General features: G+C 67.0%; 16 protein-coding genes. 9 read left to right on the plus strand and 7 right to left on the minus strand.

Annotated elements, in window-relative coordinates:
* Positions 1-8: 8 nt before the first annotated feature.
* Positions 9-1,463 (plus strand): DUF1501 domain-containing protein, encoded by a 1,455-nt coding sequence (locus ASD75_RS00125; RefSeq protein ID WP_056742121.1) that lies wholly within the window; start codon positions 9-11, stop codon positions 1,461-1,463.
* Positions 1,464-1,550: 87 nt separating this feature from the next.
* Positions 1,551-2,927 carry an NAD(P)/FAD-dependent oxidoreductase gene (locus ASD75_RS00130; protein ID WP_056742123.1) on the plus strand — a complete coding sequence of 459 codons (1,377 nt, stop codon included), beginning with the start codon at positions 1,551-1,553 and terminating at the stop codon, positions 2,925-2,927.
* A gap of 77 nt (positions 2,928-3,004) precedes the next feature.
* Here ASD75_RS00130 and ASD75_RS00135 read toward each other — a convergent pair whose 3' ends face one another.
* From ASD75_RS00135 to ASD75_RS00150, 4 genes are read right to left on the minus strand one after another with little or no spacing between them, the layout of a single operon-like run.
* Positions 3,005-3,697, minus strand: coding sequence for an ABC-type transport auxiliary lipoprotein family protein (locus tag ASD75_RS00135; RefSeq protein ID WP_056742126.1), 693 nt, complete (start codon positions 3,695-3,697; stop codon positions 3,005-3,007).
* Between the two features lie 55 nt (positions 3,698-3,752).
* A complete protein-coding gene (locus ASD75_RS00140) occupies positions 3,753-4,721 on the minus strand; it encodes an MlaD family protein (RefSeq protein ID WP_056742128.1) in 969 nt (322 codons plus the stop codon).
* Complete coding sequence (locus ASD75_RS00145; protein WP_056742130.1) at positions 4,721-5,596, minus strand: ABC transporter ATP-binding protein; 876 nt, start codon at positions 5,594-5,596, stop codon at positions 4,721-4,723. Before ASD75_RS00145 ends, ASD75_RS00140 begins: the two co-directional genes overlap by 1 nt.
* On the minus strand, positions 5,593-6,717 hold the full coding sequence (locus tag ASD75_RS00150; protein WP_056743106.1) for an ABC transporter permease: 1,125 nt from the start codon (positions 6,715-6,717) through the stop codon (positions 5,593-5,595). The genes ASD75_RS00145 and ASD75_RS00150 overlap by 4 nt, the downstream gene beginning before the upstream one ends.
* 286 nt (positions 6,718-7,003) lie before the next feature.
* Between ASD75_RS00150 and ASD75_RS00155 the strand changes: the two genes are divergently transcribed.
* The gene (locus ASD75_RS00155; RefSeq protein WP_056742132.1) at positions 7,004-8,695 is read left to right on the plus strand and encodes a GMC family oxidoreductase; all 1,692 of its coding nucleotides are present in this window, start codon (positions 7,004-7,006) and stop codon (positions 8,693-8,695) included.
* 339 nt (positions 8,696-9,034) lie between these two features.
* Positions 9,035-9,328, plus strand: a complete 294-nt coding sequence (locus tag ASD75_RS00160) for an antibiotic biosynthesis monooxygenase (RefSeq protein ID WP_056742134.1) — start codon at positions 9,035-9,037, stop codon at positions 9,326-9,328.
* 36 nt (positions 9,329-9,364) lie between these two features.
* On the opposite strand, the gene ASD75_RS00165 is transcribed toward ASD75_RS00160, so the two are convergent.
* Together ASD75_RS00165 and ASD75_RS00170 are read right to left on the minus strand one after the other, a co-directional pair.
* Complete coding sequence (locus ASD75_RS00165) at positions 9,365-9,694, minus strand: hypothetical protein (RefSeq protein ID WP_056742135.1); 330 nt, start codon at positions 9,692-9,694, stop codon at positions 9,365-9,367.
* Between the two features lie 107 nt (positions 9,695-9,801).
* A complete protein-coding gene (locus ASD75_RS00170) occupies positions 9,802-11,154 on the minus strand; it encodes an ammonium transporter (protein ID WP_156400915.1) in 1,353 nt (450 codons plus the stop codon).
* 352 nt (positions 11,155-11,506) lie between these two features.
* Here ASD75_RS00170 and ASD75_RS00175 point away from each other — a divergent pair, with 352 nt between their 5' ends.
* The 5 genes from ASD75_RS00175 to ASD75_RS00195 all read left to right on the plus strand — a co-directional run bounded on the left by ASD75_RS00175 (position 11,507) and on the right by ASD75_RS00195 (position 15,921).
* Positions 11,507-12,265 (plus strand): TSUP family transporter, encoded by a 759-nt coding sequence (locus ASD75_RS00175; RefSeq protein WP_056742136.1) that lies wholly within the window; start codon positions 11,507-11,509, stop codon positions 12,263-12,265.
* 261 nt (positions 12,266-12,526) lie between these two features.
* Entirely contained in the window at positions 12,527-13,291 is a 765-nt protein-coding gene (locus ASD75_RS00180) for an ABC transporter substrate-binding protein (RefSeq protein WP_056057476.1), read from the plus strand.
* Between the two features lie 127 nt (positions 13,292-13,418).
* Entirely contained in the window at positions 13,419-14,201 is a 783-nt protein-coding gene (locus ASD75_RS00185; protein WP_056057473.1) for an amino acid ABC transporter permease, read from the plus strand.
* On the plus strand, positions 14,198-14,950 hold the full coding sequence (locus ASD75_RS00190; RefSeq protein WP_056057470.1) for an amino acid ABC transporter ATP-binding protein: 753 nt from the start codon (positions 14,198-14,200) through the stop codon (positions 14,948-14,950). The genes ASD75_RS00185 and ASD75_RS00190 overlap by 4 nt, the downstream gene beginning before the upstream one ends.
* A gap of 83 nt (positions 14,951-15,033) precedes the next feature.
* Positions 15,034-15,921 carry a DMT family transporter gene (locus ASD75_RS00195; protein WP_056742137.1) on the plus strand — a complete coding sequence of 296 codons (888 nt, stop codon included), beginning with the start codon at positions 15,034-15,036 and terminating at the stop codon, positions 15,919-15,921.
* 85 nt (positions 15,922-16,006) lie between these two features.
* Here ASD75_RS00195 and mrdA read toward each other — a convergent pair whose 3' ends face one another.
* Positions 16,007-17,947: a penicillin-binding protein 2 gene (gene mrdA, locus ASD75_RS00200; protein ID WP_056742139.1), complete on the minus strand. Its 1,941-nt coding sequence runs from the start codon at positions 17,945-17,947 to the stop codon at positions 16,007-16,009.
* Positions 17,948-18,023: the final 76 nt, after the last annotated feature.

Below are 18,023 nucleotides of genomic sequence, written 5' to 3' on the forward strand. Positions count from 1 at the left end.
GCCCTGCCATGCACCTGCTTCAACCCGAACTCCACACCCGCCGCGCGTTTCTGCGCCGCTCCACCCAGCTGGGCCTTGCGGGCACAGCCCTGCCCTTTGCGCTCAACCTGGCTGCCATGGGAGAGGCGGCAGCCTTCAACGCCACGGACTACAAGGCGCTGGTCTGCGTATTCCTGTACGGCGGCAACGACTATGCCAACACCGTCATCACCTATGACGACGACAGCTACACACGCTACAGCGCCATCCGGGGCGGTGGGGCGGGTCAGAGCGCTGGCGGAATCGCGCTCGCCAAAGCGGACCTCACCCCCACGCTGCTGACGCCCACCGTCCCCCTGCCCGGCGGCCGCCAGTACGCGCTGCACCCGGCCATGACGGGGCTGGCCGGCCTGTTCAACAGCGGCAAGGCGGCCGTGCAGCTCAACGTGGGCCCGCTGGTGGTACCGCTGACGCGCGCCCAGTACAACAGTGCCGACCGCGCCACCTACCCGGTGCCGCCCAAGCTGTTCTCGCACAACGACCAGCAGTCGGTATGGCAATCGTCCTCGCCCGAGGGCTCCACCGTGGGCTGGGGTGGCAACATTGGCGACCTGGCGCTGTCCTCCAACGGCAATTCGCTGTTCACCTGCATCTCGGTCACGGGCAATGCGGTGTTCCTGTCGGGCGACTCGGCGCTGCAGTACCAGGTCAGCACCAATGGGGCCGTGGCCATCAATGGTGTGAAGAACCGGGTCTACGGGTCATCTGCCGTGCAGAGCGCACTGACTTCGCTGATCCAGCAGCCACGCGCGCAGACGCTGGAGAACGAGTACAACCGGGTGACCACGCGTGCCGTGGCGGCCGAAAGCCAGATCACCAACGGTCTCGCCGGCGTGACGCTGGCTACCACCTTCCCCAGCAACAACTCCCTGGCCAACCAGCTCAAGATGGTGGCGCGCCTCATTGGTGCGCGCAGCACCCTGGGCAGCAAGCGCCAAGTATTCATGGTGTCACTGGGCGGCTTTGACCTGCACGACAACCTCATCGCGCAACAGCCCGGCCTGCTGCAGCGTGTGAGCGAGGCCATGACGGCGTTCTACAACGCCACCGTGGAGTTGGGAGTGGCCGACAAAGTCACGGCGTTCACCGCCTCCGACTTTGGCCGCACGCTCAGCTCCAATGGCGACGGCTCAGACCACGGTTGGGGCAGCCACCACCTGATGGTGGGCGGCGCGGTCAAGGGCAAGGCCTTTTACGGCAGCGCGCCGCCGGTGAGTGTGGGCAGCACCGCAGCCCCCGAAGACCAGTGGCACGTGGGCCAGGGCCGCCTGCTGCCATCCACCTCGGTGGACCAGTACGCGGCCACCCTGGCCAAGTGGTTTGGTGTGGCCGACAACGAGATGGCGGGAGTGCTGCCCAACATCACGCACTTTGGCACAGCGGCGGGGCGACCAGACTACCCGGTGGACCTGGGGTTCCTGTAACTCGATGGAGCCCCCGTGACCCGGGGGCCTGCAGGTCGCAACCACGGCAAGGGCCTGGGGCCTCCCCGGCTCCCCAATAATGGCAGCATGACGACTCCCTCTGCTTCCCCGCTTCGCCCCCGCGTGGTCATCATCGGCTGCGGATTCGGCGGCCTTGAAGCCGCCCGGGCTCTCAAAAGCGCGGCGGTGGATGTGACCCTGGTGGACAAGACCAACCACCACCTCTTCCAGCCCCTGCTCTACCAGGTGGCCACGGCCGGGCTGTCGGCCCCGGCCATTGCGGCGCCCATTCGGCACCTGTTCCGGCAGCAGCGCAACGTGACCACCTTGCTGGGCGAGGTCATCCGCATCGACGTGGGCCAGCAGTCCGTGCATCTGGCAGACGGCGCCACGCTGCCGTATGACCACCTCATCGTGGCCGCCGGCGCCACGCACAGCTACTTTGGCCGCGATGAGTGGGCGGCCTATGCGCCCGGGCTCAAGACGCTGGACGACGCGTTCGAGATCCGCCGCCGCGTCCTGCTGGCGTTCGAGGCGGCCGAGAAGGAGCCCGACCCCGTACGCCGCGCAGACTGGCTCAACTTTGTGGTCGTGGGCGCAGGCCCCACGGGCGTGGAGATGGCCGGCACGCTGGCAGAGATTGCGCGCCACACGCTGCCTGGCGAGTTCCGCCACATCGACCCCGCGAGCGCGAAGATCATCCTGCTCGAAGGCGGTGCACGCGTGCTGCAGGCCATGCCTGAGGCCCTGAGCCAGCGCGCCAAGGAACAACTGGAAAAGCTGGGCGTGGACGTGCGCCTGGGCGCCCGCGTCACCGCCATCGACAGCGATGGCTTGAAGGTCGAATCGCCTGCAAGCGCTAGTACATCAAGCGCAATCAGCTATCAAATAAATAGCAAATGCATTGTATGGGCAGCGGGTGTAGCTGCGTCACCCCTGGGCCGCCACCTGGCGGATGCCACCGGTGCCAGCACCGACCGCGCGGGCCGCGTGGTGGTGGAGCCCGACCTGACCTTGTCTGGCCACCCCGAGATCAGCGTGATCGGCGACCTGGCGGCAGCCAAGAGCCACGTGGCAGGCCATGAGCCCACGCCCGTGCCCGGCGTGTCGCCGGGCGCCAAGCAGATGGGCCGCGCCACGGCGGCCAACATCCTGCGCCGCCTGGCGGGCCAGCCCACCCAGCCGTTTCGCTACCGCGACTACGGCAACCTGGCCACCATCGGCCGCAACTCCGCCGTGGTGGACCTCACATCGCCCGCCGGGCCAGTGCGGTTCTCAGGCTACTTTGCGTGGCTGTTCTGGCTGTTTGCGCACGTGTACTTCCTGATCGGCTTTCGCAACCGGCTGGTGGTGCTGCTGGACTGGGCCTGGGCGTACTGGAGCTTTGCACGCTATGCGCGGGTGGTGACGGGCATTGAACGCCATGAGACCGCGCCCCCGTCCCCGACACCGCCGGGCACCTGACGGCCACGCGCGCTGCGTGGCGCAACGGCCAAAGCCAGCGCCTTGCCTGCAGGCTCTCGCCACAAATATCTGTTGCGTTACTGCCCCACCTGCTCCACCCACGCTGCCAGCTCACTGGCCAGCTGGCCCGACGCCGCTGCCAGAGCGGCCACGCCGCCCGCCGCATCGGCCGACTTGGCGGGCTGCTGCACGATGAACACGCGCTGGCCGCGCAGCGATTCGCCCGCCGGGGTCAGCTCGACCACCGTGGCGCGCAGGCGCACCACCCCGGCGCTGTCGCTGGGACTGGTGAACAGGTGGCTGAACTCCTCCAGCTCGGTGCGCAGCACCAGGGGCAACTTGTTGCCCTGGGCGGGCTCGCGGGCCTGGGCGGCGCCGTCGTCGGCCTTGAGCACGGCGCGGCGCTGGCCCAGTTGCTCGCGCAGGCGCTGCTGCAGCAGCTGTGCAGGCGGCTGGCTCCAGCGGGCCTGGCTGTAGGGACGCAGCTGCTGGGCGTCGGCATAGGCCAGGCGGTACAGCACGGCGTTCCCCCCCTCGGGCAGGCCGGGGGCGTCCATGTCGGCCATCGCCAGCGGAGGCAGGGGCGCACGGCGGTCGGTGGGCACGGTGGCCAGCGGGCCGGGGCCAAAGTCATACAGCACGGGGCGGGCCGGGGGCGCTGGCAGGGCCGAGCAGCCCGTGAGCAGCAGCACCGCCGCCAAACCACAGCCCCACAGCGCTGTAGCGCTAGATGAATATGCCTTGATTGCTATATTTTTAATAGTATTCATGTTCACTCCTCACAGAGGGCATGCGCCACCAATGCAGCGCGGGAGGGGGTCCAGCTCACGGGGCGCTGCCAAACCCTGGCTCACCCGGCCCGGGCGGGATGCGCCCTGAGCCATAGATGAACAACTGCGGGTTGTCGCTGATGCCCCCCGCCGCGCGGCCCATCTGGCGGGCGGCGCGGGCCGTGTCGTCGGCGGCGCGGTTCACTCGGGGCAGCGTCGCGGTGCTGAACTGGTCCGCTGCGCGCGCCAGCGACTGGGTGCCAGCGGTGATCTGGTCGATAGGGCCGCCGTCGGCGTTGAGCCGCTGGTTGGTCTTGCCCAAGTCCACCGCCAGGGCCGACACACTGGCGCCCGCCTGCTGCAATGACTGCAGGGTCTGGCGCGCATCGCTGGCCAGGGGCGGCAGCGCGGCCAGGGCCGGGTCCAGGCGCTGGGCCACGGTGGCATCGAGCCGCTGGGTCAGGGTGTTGATGCTGCCGGCGGCCTGGCCGATGCTGGACAGCGCCTCGGTGAGCTTTTGTTGGTTGTTGTCGCCCAGCAGCTGGTTGATGCGGCGCGTGGCCTCTTCGACCTGGCCGAGGATGGCGGGCGCCTGTTCGGCCAGCTTGCCAAAGGGCGAGGGCTTGAGCGGCAGGCGCGGCAGGCCGCTGGGGCCGGGGGGCAGCTCGGGGTAGGGCTTCTCGGCATCGTCCAGTTGCACATGTGCCAGGCCGGTGACGCCCTGGTAGCCCAGCACCGCAAAGGTGGTGGGGCTGATGGGCGCCTGTTCGTTGACCGCAATACGGATCAGCACGTTGCCGCTCACCTGGGGGTCGAACCCGATGCGCGTGACCTTGCCCACGGCCACGCCCTTGTAGCGCACGGTGGCCTGGGGCTGCAGGCCACTCACGCCGTCGCGGGTGGAGAGTTCGTACTGCTCGTAGTTGGCGTTGTCGCGCGTGAGCCAGATGGCCAGGCCTGCCAGCATGGCGGCCACCACCAGCACAAAGATGCCTGCGGCGAGGGCGTGGGATTTGTTTTCCATCAGGGATGTTCCTTGTCGGGTGCAGGCCCGGCGGCGGTCTGCACCGGGGCCTGCTGCACAGGGGGCACGGGGGCCATGGCCCGCTGGCCACGTTCGCCCATGAAGAAGTGCTCGATGAACGGGTGCGAAAAGTGCGCCACCTCGTGCGGCGGGCCGGTGACGATGACCTTTTTATCGGCCAGCACGGCCACGCGGGTGCTGAGTGCGAACAGCGTATCCAGGTCGTGCGTGACCATGATCACCGTCAGCCCCAGCGCTGCGCGCAGCTCGCGCAGCAGCGCGCAAAAATCGTCAGAGCTGCTCGGGTCCAGGCCCGCCGTGGGTTCGTCGAGCAGAAGCAGCGGCGGGTCCATGATGAGCGCGCGGGCCAGCGCCACGCGCTTGACCATGCCCCCCGACAGGTCCGCCGGCATGCGCGTGGCGTGTTCGGGCTGCAGGCCCACCATCTGCAGCTTGACCAGCGCGGCATCGCGCACCAGCTCGGGCGGTAGCGTGCCCTGCTCGCGCAGCGCAAAGGCCACGTTGTCGAGCACGTTGAAGGCCGAGAACAGCGCACCGTGCTGGAACAGCATGCCCACCCGGCTGGCAGCCCCCTCGCGCCCCATCTCGGACGCGGGCCGGCCCAGCACGGTGACCTGCCCGCGCGTGGGCCGGGCCAGGCCCAGGATCTGGCGCAGCAACACCGTCTTGCCCGTGCCCGACCCGCCTACCAGCGACAGCATCTCGCCGCGCTGCACGGTGAAGTTCAGGTCCTGGTGCACGGTGAAGGCTTCATCGCCCTTGCCAAACTGCGTCCAGAGGCCTTGCACATCCACGATGGGCGGCTCACCGGGCGCGACGGCGATGTGTTCGGGCTTGGCGATGCGCTCAGTCATATGCCGATGTTCTTGAACGCTATGGCAAACAACGCGTCCACGATGATCACCATGGTGATGGACGACACCACCGACGCCGTCGTGCCTTCGCCCAGGCTCTGGGTGTTGGGCTTGACGCGCAGGCCCCAGTGGCAACCGATCAGCGCAATGAACGCGCCAAACACCACCGACTTGGCCATGGCCAGGCCCAGGTTGCCGATCTTTACCGCTGCGGGCAGTGCCTGCACAAAGTACGACGGCGAGATGTCCATGGAGATGTCGGCCGCCAGCATGCCGCCCGCCAACGCCGCCAGCGTGGTCCACACGCTGATGAGCGGCATCGCCAGCGCCAGCGCCAAGGTGCGCGGCATCACCAGCCGGAACCCGTGCGGGATGCCCATCACGCGCATGGCGTCCAGCTCCTCGGTCACGCGCATCACACCGATCTGTGCGGTGATGGACGAGCCGGAGCGGCCCGCCACCAGGATGGCCGCCAGCATGGGCCCCAGCTCGCGGATCAGCGAGATGCCCAGGATGTTGACGATGAATGACTCGGCACCAAACTGCCGCAGCTGCAGGCTCATCAGGTAGGCCAGCACCACACCAATGAGGAACCCCACCAGCGCTGTGATGGGCAGCGCCGTGGCGCCCATGCGGTACAGATGGCCGGACACATCACGCCACGGCCCCTTGCGCGGTGCGCGCGCCAGGCGCCCCAGATCCAGCACCAGCTGGCCCACCATCTCCAGCAGGTGGCGGGCATGGTCCACACCGTGCAGCACCAGCACGCCCAGGTGATCGACCTGCTCGCCCAGGCGCCAAGGCTCAGGCGGCGGTGCAACACAGGTGAACTGCGCCACCCGAGCCAGCATGGTGCGCTGGCTGTCGGTGCAGGCCAGGTGTGCGGGCCAGGCGTGCTGCCAGTGGTTCCACAGCAGTTGCGCGCCCACATGGTCCAGCCACTGCAGCTCCCGCAGGTCCCAGCCTAGGGTGGGTGCGGGGGGTGCGCCGCGCAGCTGGTCCGACACGGCCTCCCACTGCGCCGCGTTGCCCAGCTCGGCCGCACCCCAGCGCCCACGCAGCTGCGCACACGGCCCTTGGGGCGTATCGGCGCGGACGATGTGGGGAGCGTGGTCGGTCATGGGTCTGGCCGCCAGGGCAGCCGCAGGGGTGGGGTCGTCAAGAAGCAGCAAGGAAGAGCGTGCATGGTAGCGGAGCGAATCCTGCACACGCTGTCGGACACGAGCCTGTCAAGCACAGACAGGCGGCGAAGCGTGTAATTATTATCAAATCAGCGCCAAGCGCAATCAATTCAAGCATCAGCAGCTACCAAAAGTGTAGCAATAGGCACACACCCTATCGACAGGGCCTGCCCCATCCGCACAATGGCCCACCGTTACCACCTTTGATCGGCACCGCCCCTCCTCCATGAGCGACACCACGTTTGACACCATCATCATCGGCGGAGGCACAGCCGGTGCCTTGCTCGCCAACCGCCTGAGCGCCGACGGCCGCCACCGCGTGCTGCTGATCGAGGCCGGCCGCAAGGACGACTACCACTGGATCCACATCCCCGTGGGCTACCTGTACTGCATCGGCAACCCACGCACCGACTGGCTCTACAACACCGAGCCCGACGCGGGCCTGAACGGCCGCACCCTGCGCTACCCACGCGGCAAGACGCTGGGCGGCTGCAGCAGCATCAACGGCATGATCTACATGCGCGGCCAGGCGCGCGACTATGACCAGTGGGCCGAACTGACGGGCGACGCCAGCTGGCGCTGGGACAACGCCCTGCCCTACTTCCGCCGCCACGAAGACCACTGGCGCCTGGACCAGCCCGGAGGCGTGAACGAAAATTTCAAACGCCTGCACGGCAACAAGGCCACCGGCAGCACCGGCGAGTGGCGGGTGGAAAAGCAACGCCTGCGCTGGGACGTGCTCGACGCCTTTGCCCACGCCGCGCAGCAGGCCGGCATCCCCGCCACCGACGACTTCAACAGCGGCAGCAACGAAGGCGTGGGCTATTTCGAGGTCAACCAGAAAAGCGGCTGGCGCTGGAACACCGCCAAGGCCTTTTTGCGCCCCACCTGCTACGGCCGGCCCAACTTCGAGATGTGGACCAGCGCGCAGGCGTCCAAGCTCATCCTCGAAACCCAGCCCGATGGCAGCCAGCGCTGCACCGGCGTGCTGGTGTGGGACGGCCACGAGATGGTCACGGCCCGCGCGGCGGGCGAGGTGATCCTGAGCGCAGGCGCCGTCAACTCGCCCCAGCTGCTGCAGCTGTCGGGCATCGGCCCCGCCGCACTGCTGCGCAACCACGGCATCGATGTGGCGGTGGACCTGCCCGGCGTGGGCGCCAACCTGCAGGACCATCTGCAGATCCGCGCGGTGTTCAAGGTGCAAGGGGTGCAGACGCTCAACACCATGGCCAACTCGCTGGTCGGCAAGGCCAAGATCGGGCTCGAATATGCGCTCAAGCGCAGCGGGCCCATGAGCATGGCGCCTTCGCAGCTCGGTGCGTTCACCCGCAGCAGCCCAGACCAGCCCTATCCCAACATCGAGTACCACGTGCAGCCCCTGTCGCTCGATGCGTTTGGCGAGCCGCTGCACAGCTTTCCGGCCTTCACCGCCAGCGTGTGCAACCTCAACCCCACCAGCCGGGGCACGGTGAACATCAAGAGCGCCGACTTCAAGGCCGCGCCCGCCATCGCGCCCAACTACCTCAGCACGCCCGAAGACCGCCAGGTGGCCGCCGACAGCCTGCGCGTCACGCGCCGCATCGTGGCCCAGCCCGCGCTGGCCAAGTACCAGCCGCAGGAGTGGAAGCCCGGCGTGCAGTTTGAAAGCGACGAAGACCTGGCGCGCCTGGCGGGTGACATTGCCACCACCATCTTCCACCCCGTGGGCACCACCAAGATGGGCCGCGACGGCGACCCCATGGCCGTGCTGGATGCTCAACTGCGCGTGCGCAATGGGCGCGGCAGCGTGGTGGCCGGCCTGCGCGTGGTGGATGCGGGCGCCATGCCCACCATCACCAGCGGCAACACCAACTCGCCCACGCTGATGATGGCGGAGAAGGCGGCGGAGTGGATCATCCAGGCAAGGCGGGCGGCGTGAGTACCATCGCGCCGATGTACTCCTCCACTTTCATCTTTGCGACGAAGAACCTGTTCAAGCTATGTTCGGGGTCGCGCAAGCGCTTTGCCGGGATGGGGTGCTAGGCGCGGTGCGCGGTGGATAGCTTGGCTATCCACAAGCGCCGCAACACCGCAGACCGCCCGGCAAGGCACTTGCCCGAAGGGTTGGAGTGAAATCGGGTGATTGAACGCCCCGGCTGCTTGCATGGGCACGAGCCCATGCGGCGCACCCGAAGCATCCACTCATCCCGATTGCACTCCAACGCGATCCCCGAACATAGCTTGAACAGGTTCTCAATTCGACGACGCCTTTCACCGCCTGGACGAGGCGATTGCCACCGCCGCCCGTTCCATCGACGGCTACCTGGGCGAGGAGTCCTGGACGGACACGGGCAACGGCCTGGTGTCCAACGTGTACTACTGGCAGTCGCTGGAAGCGCTGCAAACACTGATGCAACACCCCGCGCACCTGAAGGCCAAGGCCGCGCAGGCGCAGTGGCTCAACGGCTACCAGGAGGTGATTGCGCAGGTGCTGCGCACCTACGGCGACAACCAGCTGACCGGGCTGCTGCCCACGGCCGGGCTGTTCACGCAAGGCACTGCGCCCCACTGATCTTTGCAAGCCCTGGCGCCCAGGTCGCTGCAGCGTTCAGCGGATGCCGCCCACATAGCGCGGCACCTCGGGGGCGGGCTCGGGGGGCGGTGCGGGGCGCGAGCGCACAGCCTGCGCCGCCACGTCCAGCAGCGGACGGCGCGGCGCTGCAAGGGGAGTGGCGTGCAGGGCGTGCTCCAGGCGGTCGGCCCACTCAGCCAGATCGGGCGCGTTGTCGTCTACAGCGCGCTGGCGCGCGAACCGCACGATCTCCTGCGCATAGTCGGCGTTGACCGCCATCCATTCGGTATCGGTCACGCGACCCGTTTTGCGCCGCAACAGCACATGCAGGTGGGCGGCAATTGCCAGCTTGTCGGAATCGGACATGGTCGGCTCCTTAATGCATTGGGGTCATCCATCGGACTGCACCCGCTGGCCCGCGTTGCACAACGATGCGGGAGCGGGGAAGGCCTGCCGGGTCTCTCGGGGCTCATTCAGCCGCCCAGGCGCTCGCGGTGCTGGGCAATGTCCAGCCCCGTCTGTTCGCTCTGTTCGTCCACCCGCAGGCCCATCGCAAAGTTGATGACCCACAGCAGCGCGGCCGTCACCACCAGGCTGTAGGCCGCCACGGCGCCCACGCCGATGGCCTGGGTCAGCAGGCTGCCCGCCACCCCGCCCACGGTCTTGCTGGCCAGCACACCGGTGAGCAGTGACCCCACGATGCCGCCAACGCCATGCACGCCAAATACGTCGAGCGAGTCATCCACCCGCAGCAGCCGCTTGAGCCCCGTGGCGCCCCAGTAGCAGGCCAGCCCGGCCACCAGCCCAATCACCACGGCCGAGCGCAGCGTGACAAAACCGGCGGCAGGTGTGATGGCCACCAGCCCCGCCACCAGGCCGGAGCACAGCCCCAGCAGCGACGGGCGCCCGCGCACCACCCACTCACCCAGCATCCACGACAGCGCACCGGCCGCAGCGGCCAGGTGCGTCACTGCCATGGCCAGCCCGGCACGCCCATCGGCCGCGACCGCAGAGCCCGCGTTGAAGCCAAACCAGCCCACCCACAGCATGCCCGCGCCCGCCATGGTGAGCCCCAGGTTGTAGGGTTCAAACGGCTCGCGCCCATACCCAGCGCGGCGGCCCAGAAACAAGGCGCACACCAGCCCCGCCACGCCCGCGTTCACGTGCACCACCGAGCCGCCCGCAAAATCCAGCGCGCCCATCTGCGCCAGCCAGCCACCCGGCTCCCACACCCAGTGCGCCACGGGCGCATAGACCACCAGTGTCCACAGGCTGATGAAGACGAGCATGGCCGAAAACCGCATGCGCTCCACAAACGCGCCCACCAGCAGCGCGGCCGTGATGATGGCAAAGGTGAGCTGGAACATCGCGTACACCGACTCCGGGATCAGCGGCGCAATGTGGCTCACGGCCAGCTTGCCCGCCTCCAGCTGAAAGTCGAGCCCGGCAAAGCCAGCACGGTCCCAGCCGCCGAGCCAGGCGCTGCCCGGTGTGAAGGCCAGTGAATACCCCGCCGCAAACCACAGCAGGCTGACCAGCGCTGCAATGGCCACCACGCTGGCCATGGTGTTGAGCACGTTCTTCCTGCGCACCATGCCTGCGTAAAACAGCGCAATGCCTGGCAGCGTCATCAGCAGCACCAGGGCGGTGGAAGTCATCATCCAGCCGGTATGGGCCGCATTTACCGTGTCCTGGGCCACCAGGGCGGGGCGCGTGAGAGGCGCCGCGACTGCAGGAGCCTCTGGCACGCCCTGGGCCAGCGCGCAGGTGCACAGCCCCAGACACAACGACACGACCGCAAACACCCGGTGGTTGACTGCACGCATGCACGCTCCCTTTCGCAATTTGTTACAAGCGCATTGCACGAGCCATGCCAGCCAGATGCCCCCGAATCGGGGCACAGAGCGTCCCCGCAAGCCGTCCGGCGCCCAACAACGGGGGGCGGGAAACCCCCAATGCACCAGCGGGGTGCAGCCGTTACAGTCACGGCACTCGAAAGCGCGCTTCGGTGTGCCAAGCGAGGGGCCCGAGGAGACAACCTTTCTACCAAGAACCACATTCAAAACACCCAACGAGGTGTGAACCCTTTCAGGCGCTGGCGATCCCAGCGCCTTTTTCTTGCCCGCTCGATCCTGAGCGGTCCTGAATCGATAGCAGGCCCGGTGCGACAATCCTGCGATGGAATGGATTTTGATGACCCTGGCCTCGCTGCTCGCGGGCTTTGTGGATGCGATCGTGGGGGGCGGTGGACTGGTGATGGTGCCCGCGCTGTTTGCAGCTTTTCCGGGGGCGCCCCCAGCCACCCTGCTGGGCACCAACAAGGCGGCCTCGGTCTGGGGCACCGCCATGGCCACCTGGCAATACAGCCGCAAGGTGCAGATTCGCTGGTCGGCCATGCTGCCGGCTGCAGCCGCCGGTTTTGCCGGCTCGTTCGTGGGCGCCTGGGCCGTCACCGTGGTGTCGGCCGACTTCCTGCGCAAGCTGCTGCCCCTGGTGCTGCTGGGCGTGTTGCTCTACACCCTGGCCAAGAAGGAGCTGGGGCGGCACCACACCCCCCGGTTCGCGGGCCGGGCCGAGGTGATCGCCGCCTGCCTGATTGGTGTGCTCATCGGTTTTTATGACGGGTTCTTTGGCCCGGGCACCGGCAGCTTCTTCGTCTTTTTGTTCGTGCGGCTGCTGGGCTACGACTTTCTCAATGCCTCGGCGTCGGCCAAGCTGCTCAACTGCGCCACCAACGTCGCCGCCATTGCGCTGTTTGCCGCCAAGGGCCATGTGTGGTGGCACTTTGCGGTGACGCTGGCCGTGGCCAACGTGCTGGGCAGCCTGCTCGGCACCCACATGGCGCTCAAGCATGGCACCGGCTTTGTGCGGGGCATCTTCATCGTGGTGGTGAGCACCCTGATCCTGAAGACGGGGTACGACGCCTTTCTGCGGTAGGCCTGCACTTCACCCACCAGGTGTCGGTTGCCAGGGTGGCACCCAACTTGCAACGCCCTGCAAGGCCTACCACCAGGGCGCTCCGAGGTCATCGGGGTTGCCCTGCATGGCCCGAATGTGAACGCGCGTCCTATAATTTCCGCACGTTTCCGTTTGATGACGAGGCCCATCGCCAATGGCGATGTCCGCATCCACCCGCTCCGGCCTGCCTACCCGCAGGCCGGATTTTTTGTACCTGAACCACCCCCACAGGAACCTGTCATGCAATTTTTCAAGTCTGCCGTTGTCACCGCCGTGGCGCTGTGCGCTGCCCTCGCCGTCCAGGCCCGCACGCTGGACGAAGTCAAGAAGGACGGCAAGATCATCGTGGCCACCGAGGGCCAGTTCGCTCCCTTCAACTACTTCGAAGGCACCAAGCTGACGGGTTTTGAGGTGGAAGTGGCGGAGCTGGTGGTCAAGAAGATGGGCCTGAAGCTCGAATGGAAGACCCTGGGCTTTGACGCCCTGCTGACCGGCCTGGGCCAGAACCGCTGGGACGCCGTGATTGCCTCCCACGGTGTGACCGACGAGCGCTCCAAGGCCGTGACCTTTGCCAACCCCCATTACTGCTCGGGCGGCATCATCGTGGCCATGGACGACAAGATCCGCAACGCCAAGGACCTGACCGGCAAGGTCGTGGCCGTGCAAACCGGCACCAGCTACCTGGAGCAGGTCAAGAAGGTCAGCGGCGTGAAGGAAGTGAAGAACTTCCCGCAAGACACCGACGCCCAGCGTGCCCTGATCTCCAAGCGCGTGGACGCCTGGGTCAGCGACAAGTTCGTGGCCAAGGAAGCCGCTGCCAAGAACGCCAAAGCCGGCTTCAAGCTGGGCGACATGCTGTTCATCGAGCGCATCGCCCCCGCCATGGCCAAGGGCAACACCGGCCTGGCCGATGCCTGGAACAAGGCGTTCACCGAAGTGCTGGCCGATGGCAGCTACGCCGCCGTCTCCAAGAAGTATTTCAACGAAGACGTGCGCTGCAACTGATGTGATGGCACATGGGGTGCGCAGAGGGCTCGGGCCTGCTGCGCACCCTTTGCCGTTTCTGGTGGCGGGTGCATGATCGCCCTGCCCCAGTCCGATTTCCAACCAAGACCTTCTGGTCGTCTGATCCATGCTTCTCGCTCTTTGGCCACAAAGCTGGTCCCGACAGCAGCGCAGCAATGCCACGCTGGTCGCTGCACTGGTGGTGATGGTGCTGGCCCTCTCGTTGCTAGGCCAATTGCTGTCGTTCTTCCCTGACCCCATCGGCCCCAATGCCCAGGCGTTTTCTGAAGGTGCGCGCACCACGCTGTGGCTCACGCTGGTCAGCGGTGCCGTGGGCCTGGTGCTGGGCACAGCTGCGGCGCTGGCCCGCACCGCCCGCTGGACGCCCGTGCGCTGGATTGCTGGCGTGTACATCTGGGCCATTCGCGGCACACCGCTCTTGGTGCAGATCCTGTTTGTGTACTTTGCGCTGCCGGTGCTGGTGCCAGGGCTGAACCTGCCCGACTTTGCCGCCGCCGTCGTGGCGTTGGGACTCAATGTGGGCGCCTACAACGCCGAAGCGCTGCGCGCGGGCCTACTGGCCGTGCCACGCGGTCAGACCGAGGCCGCCCGGGCGCTGGGCCTGGGCCGCATGCATGTGTTCATGGACGTGGTGTTTCCGCAGGCGTTCAAGATATCATTGCCGCCGCTGGTGAGCAACTTTGTGGCGCTGCTCAAGGACTCTTCGCTGGCCTACGCGATCGGCGTGGTGGAGCTGACCAACGTGGGCAACCGCATCCAGTCGGCCACGTTCCAGCCCATCGCCACGCTGACCACGGTGGCCATCACCTACCTGCTGCTGACCACACTGGTCACACAGATCTCCAACGCCGTCGAGTACCGCTTTGACGTGGAGGGCCGCAACCAATGAACTCCAACGTTCCACCCAAGCCCTACATCGTGGCCGAGCGCGTGTGCAAGTCGTTTGGCGCGCACCAAGTGCTCAAGGACGTGTCCACCGTGTTCCACACCGGCGAGGTGACGGTGATCATTGGCGCCTCGGGCTCGGGCAAGAGCACCCTGCTGCGCGCCATCAACCGCCTGGAGCCCCACGACAGCGGGCGCATCACCATCGATGGCGTGGAGGTGTGCGACGACCTCACCACCCTGCAGCGCCAGCGCTGCGAGGTGGGCATGGTGTTTCAGCAGTTCAACCTGTTCGGCCACATGAGCGTGCTGGACAACGTGACGCTGGCGCCCCGCCGCATTCGCCGCACCCCGCGCACCCAGGCCAACGACGAGGCCATGCAGCTGCTGCGCCGCGTGGGCATGCAGGACCATGCGCACAAGTACCCCTGGCAGCTGTCGGGCGGGCAGCAGCAGCGGGTGGCCATTGCCCGCGCACTGGCCATGCAACCCAAGGTGATGCTGTTCGACGAGCCCACCTCGGCCCTCGACCCCGAGATGGTCAAGGAAGTGCTGGACGTGATGCGCGGCCTGGCCCGTGGTGGCATGACCATGATCGTGGTGACCCACGAAATGGGCTTTGCGCGCGAGGTGGCCGACCGGGTCATGTTCTTCGACCAGGGTCGTATCGCGCACGATGCCCCGCCGCAGGAGTTCTTCAGCAACCCGGCCAACGACCGCATCCGCGCGTTCCTGGGCCAGGTCAGCCACTGAACGGGCACGCTGCACACTCTGCAAAGCAGAGGCCACCGGGCAACCGGTGGCCCTTTTTCTTTTTGGTATTTAGGAATTTGTCGATGCGTACTGAACGCTGGGGCCTGATGGCCCTGCTGGCTGTGACCGTGGTGTGGGGCACCACCTTCCCGGCGATGAAACTGCTCTCGGCGCACCTCGACGCACTGCAGATCATCTGGCTGCGGTTTGTGATCGCACTGCTGGTGCTGGCGCCGCTGTGGCGCGGCATGCTCCGCCACGAGCGGCGCTGGGGCTGCGCGCTGGGGTTGCTGCTGTTCCTGGCGTTCTGGCTGCAGATCGAGGGCCTCGCACGCACCAGCAGCAACCGCAATGCCTTTGTCACCGGGCTCAACGTGCTGGTGGTGCCGCTGATCGCGATGGCAGCGCTGGGGCGGCGCTACGGCTGGCGCCTGTGGGGCGCCTGCGTGATGGCGCTGGCAGGCATGGCGCTGATGTTCCACGAGAACGAGCCCTGGAACCTGGGCGATACGCTGACGCTGGCCAGCACCGTGTTCTATGCGCTGTACATCCTGGCGCTGGAAGAATGCGCGCGCCGCACGGTCGCACAGCCCCTGCGTGCCACCCGCATGGCCGCCGCACAGACCACAGTGATGGCACTGGCCTCCACTGCGCTGTTGCTGGTGCAAAGCGGCAACATGGACTGGCTGCACTCGGCCGCCCACCTGCCGGTGGACGCCTTGCTGGCCTTGCTGTACCTGGGCCTGCTGGCCAGCGTGGTGGTGGTGACGCTGCAGGCCTGGGGCCAGCAGCGCGTGGATGCCATGCGCAGCGCCATCGTGTTCGGGCTGGAGCCGGTGTTTGCCGCACTCACGGCGTGGATGTTGCTGGGCGAGCAGCTGGGCTGGGCCGGGCTGAGCGGGGCGGCGCTGATTGTGGCAGCGCTGGTGTTCAGCCAGCTCCAGCCGTCACCGCGCGCCGCCGGTGCCTAGCAGGCGATTTTGAAGCGAAAATAGCTTGTAGCGCTAGTCGATATTGCGTCAACAGCTATTAATTCAATAGCAATCCAGTGCCAGATCAAGGAGCGACCAACGGCACCTCGCTGGCCTTGCGGGGCTTGCCCATGGGCGCACTGGCCAGGCCCTTTTGTACGGCGGCGATGTCTTCTTCACTGGGGTATTCGCCCAGCAGCCAATAGTCAAACACGCGCCGCGCAATCGGGGCGGCGTGGGCAGCCCCAAAGCCTGCGTTCTCCACAATGGCCGCCAGGGCGATGGTAGGGTTCTCTGCCGGGGCAAAGGCCGCAAACAGCGAGTGATCGCGCTGGTGCTCCTCCAGCGCCTTGGCGTTGTACTTCACGTTCTGGCCCATGGTCACGGCCTGGGCGGTGCCCGTCTTGCCGGCCGAGGTGTAGGGCGCGCCCATGAACACCCGCGTGCCCGTGCCGCCCTTGTTCACCGCCACCAGGGCATTGCGCACCAGCTCCACGTTTTTGGCCTGGTAACCCAGGTTGATGCCAGGGGGCTGCACGATCTCGGTGATGGCGCCGGTGACCGCATTCTTCACCGCCTTGGCCATGTGGGGGCGATAGCGGATGCCCCCGTTGGCCAGCGTGGCCTCGGCCAGTGCCAGCTGCAGCATCGTGAAATTGTTGTAGCCCTGCCCAATGCCCAGCGACACCGTTTCGCCCGGGAACCAGCGCTTCATGTCGGCGCGCTTATAGGTGTTGCGCTTCCACTCGGTGCTGGGCAGCGTGCCCCGCACTTCGCCGTTGAGGTCGATGCCCGTAGACTGGCCGAAACCCAGCGGCTTCATGAAGTCGTGGATGGCATCCACACCCATGTCCACGGCCAGCGAATAAAAGTAGGTGTTGCTGGAGAACTGGATGGCACGGTGCATGTCCACGCCCCCCAGCCCGCCCTCGTGGCTGCGGAAGGTGTGGCCGCCGAAGGTGTAGAAGCCGGGGTCGTTCACCACCAGGCTGGGCGAGCGCTTGTTCAGCTGCAACGCCGCCAGCGCCATGAAGGGCTTGTAGGTGGAGCCGGGCGGGTAGGTGCCGCGCAGGGCGCGGTTGAGCAGCGGCTTGTCGATGGACTCATTGAGCGCGGCCCAGTTTTCGGCATCAATGCCTTCGACAAACAGGTTGGGGTCGAAGGTGGGCTTGCTCACCAGCGCCAGGATTTCGCCATTGCGCGGGTCGATCGCCACCAGCGCTCCGCGGCGGCTGCCATACAGCTCTTCGATGAGTTTTTGTAGCTTGATGTCGATGGACAGCATCACGCTGTCGCCGGGGGTGGCGGCGTGGCTGGAAAGCTTGCGCACGGCGCGGCCACCCGCCGAGGTTTCCATCTGCTCCACACCGGTCGCGCCATGCAGGGCCGACTCGAAGCTGTGCTCGATGCCGAGCTTGCCGATGTACTCCGTGCCCCGGTAGTTGGCCTCGTCCTCCGAGTCCTGGATGCGGGACTTCTCGGTCTGGTTGATGCGCCCGATGTAGCCAATCGCATGGCTGGCCACGTCGCCCAGCGGGTAGTTGCGAAACAGCCGCGCCTTGATGTCCACACCCGGAAAGCGGTAGCGCTGGGCGGTGAAACGCGCCACCTCCTGATCCGTCAGGCGGGTGCGGATGGGCAGGGATTCGAAGTTGCGCGACTCTTCCATGAGCCGCTTGAAGCGGCGGCGGTCACGCGCCTGGATGTCCACCACCTTGGACAGAGCATCGATGGTCTCGTCCAGCACGCCGGCACGCGAGGGCGTGATCTCCAGCGTGTAGGCCGAATAGTTGGTAGCCAGCACCACGCCGTTGCGGTCCAGGATGAGCCCCCGGTTGGGCACGATGGGCACCACGGCCGTGCGGTTGCTCTCCGCCTGGGCTGCCAGGTCCTCATGGCGCACCACCTGCAGGTACACCAGGCGCGCCGCCACCAGGCAGAACGCCGCCATCACCACCAGGCCCACCACCACGGCGCGCACCCGGAACCGCGAGGCGTCGGCTTCGCTGTTGCGCACCTCGGTCATGGCCTCACCCCTGAAAACACGGCCCAGAAGCTGGCTGCCTGTGTGACTGGCGCGGCCCAGGCCAGGGGACGCCGAG

The sequence above is a fragment of the Acidovorax sp. Root568 genome, from assembly GCF_001427445.1.
GTDB lineage: Bacteria > Pseudomonadota > Gammaproteobacteria > Burkholderiales > Burkholderiaceae_C > Acidovorax > Acidovorax delafieldii.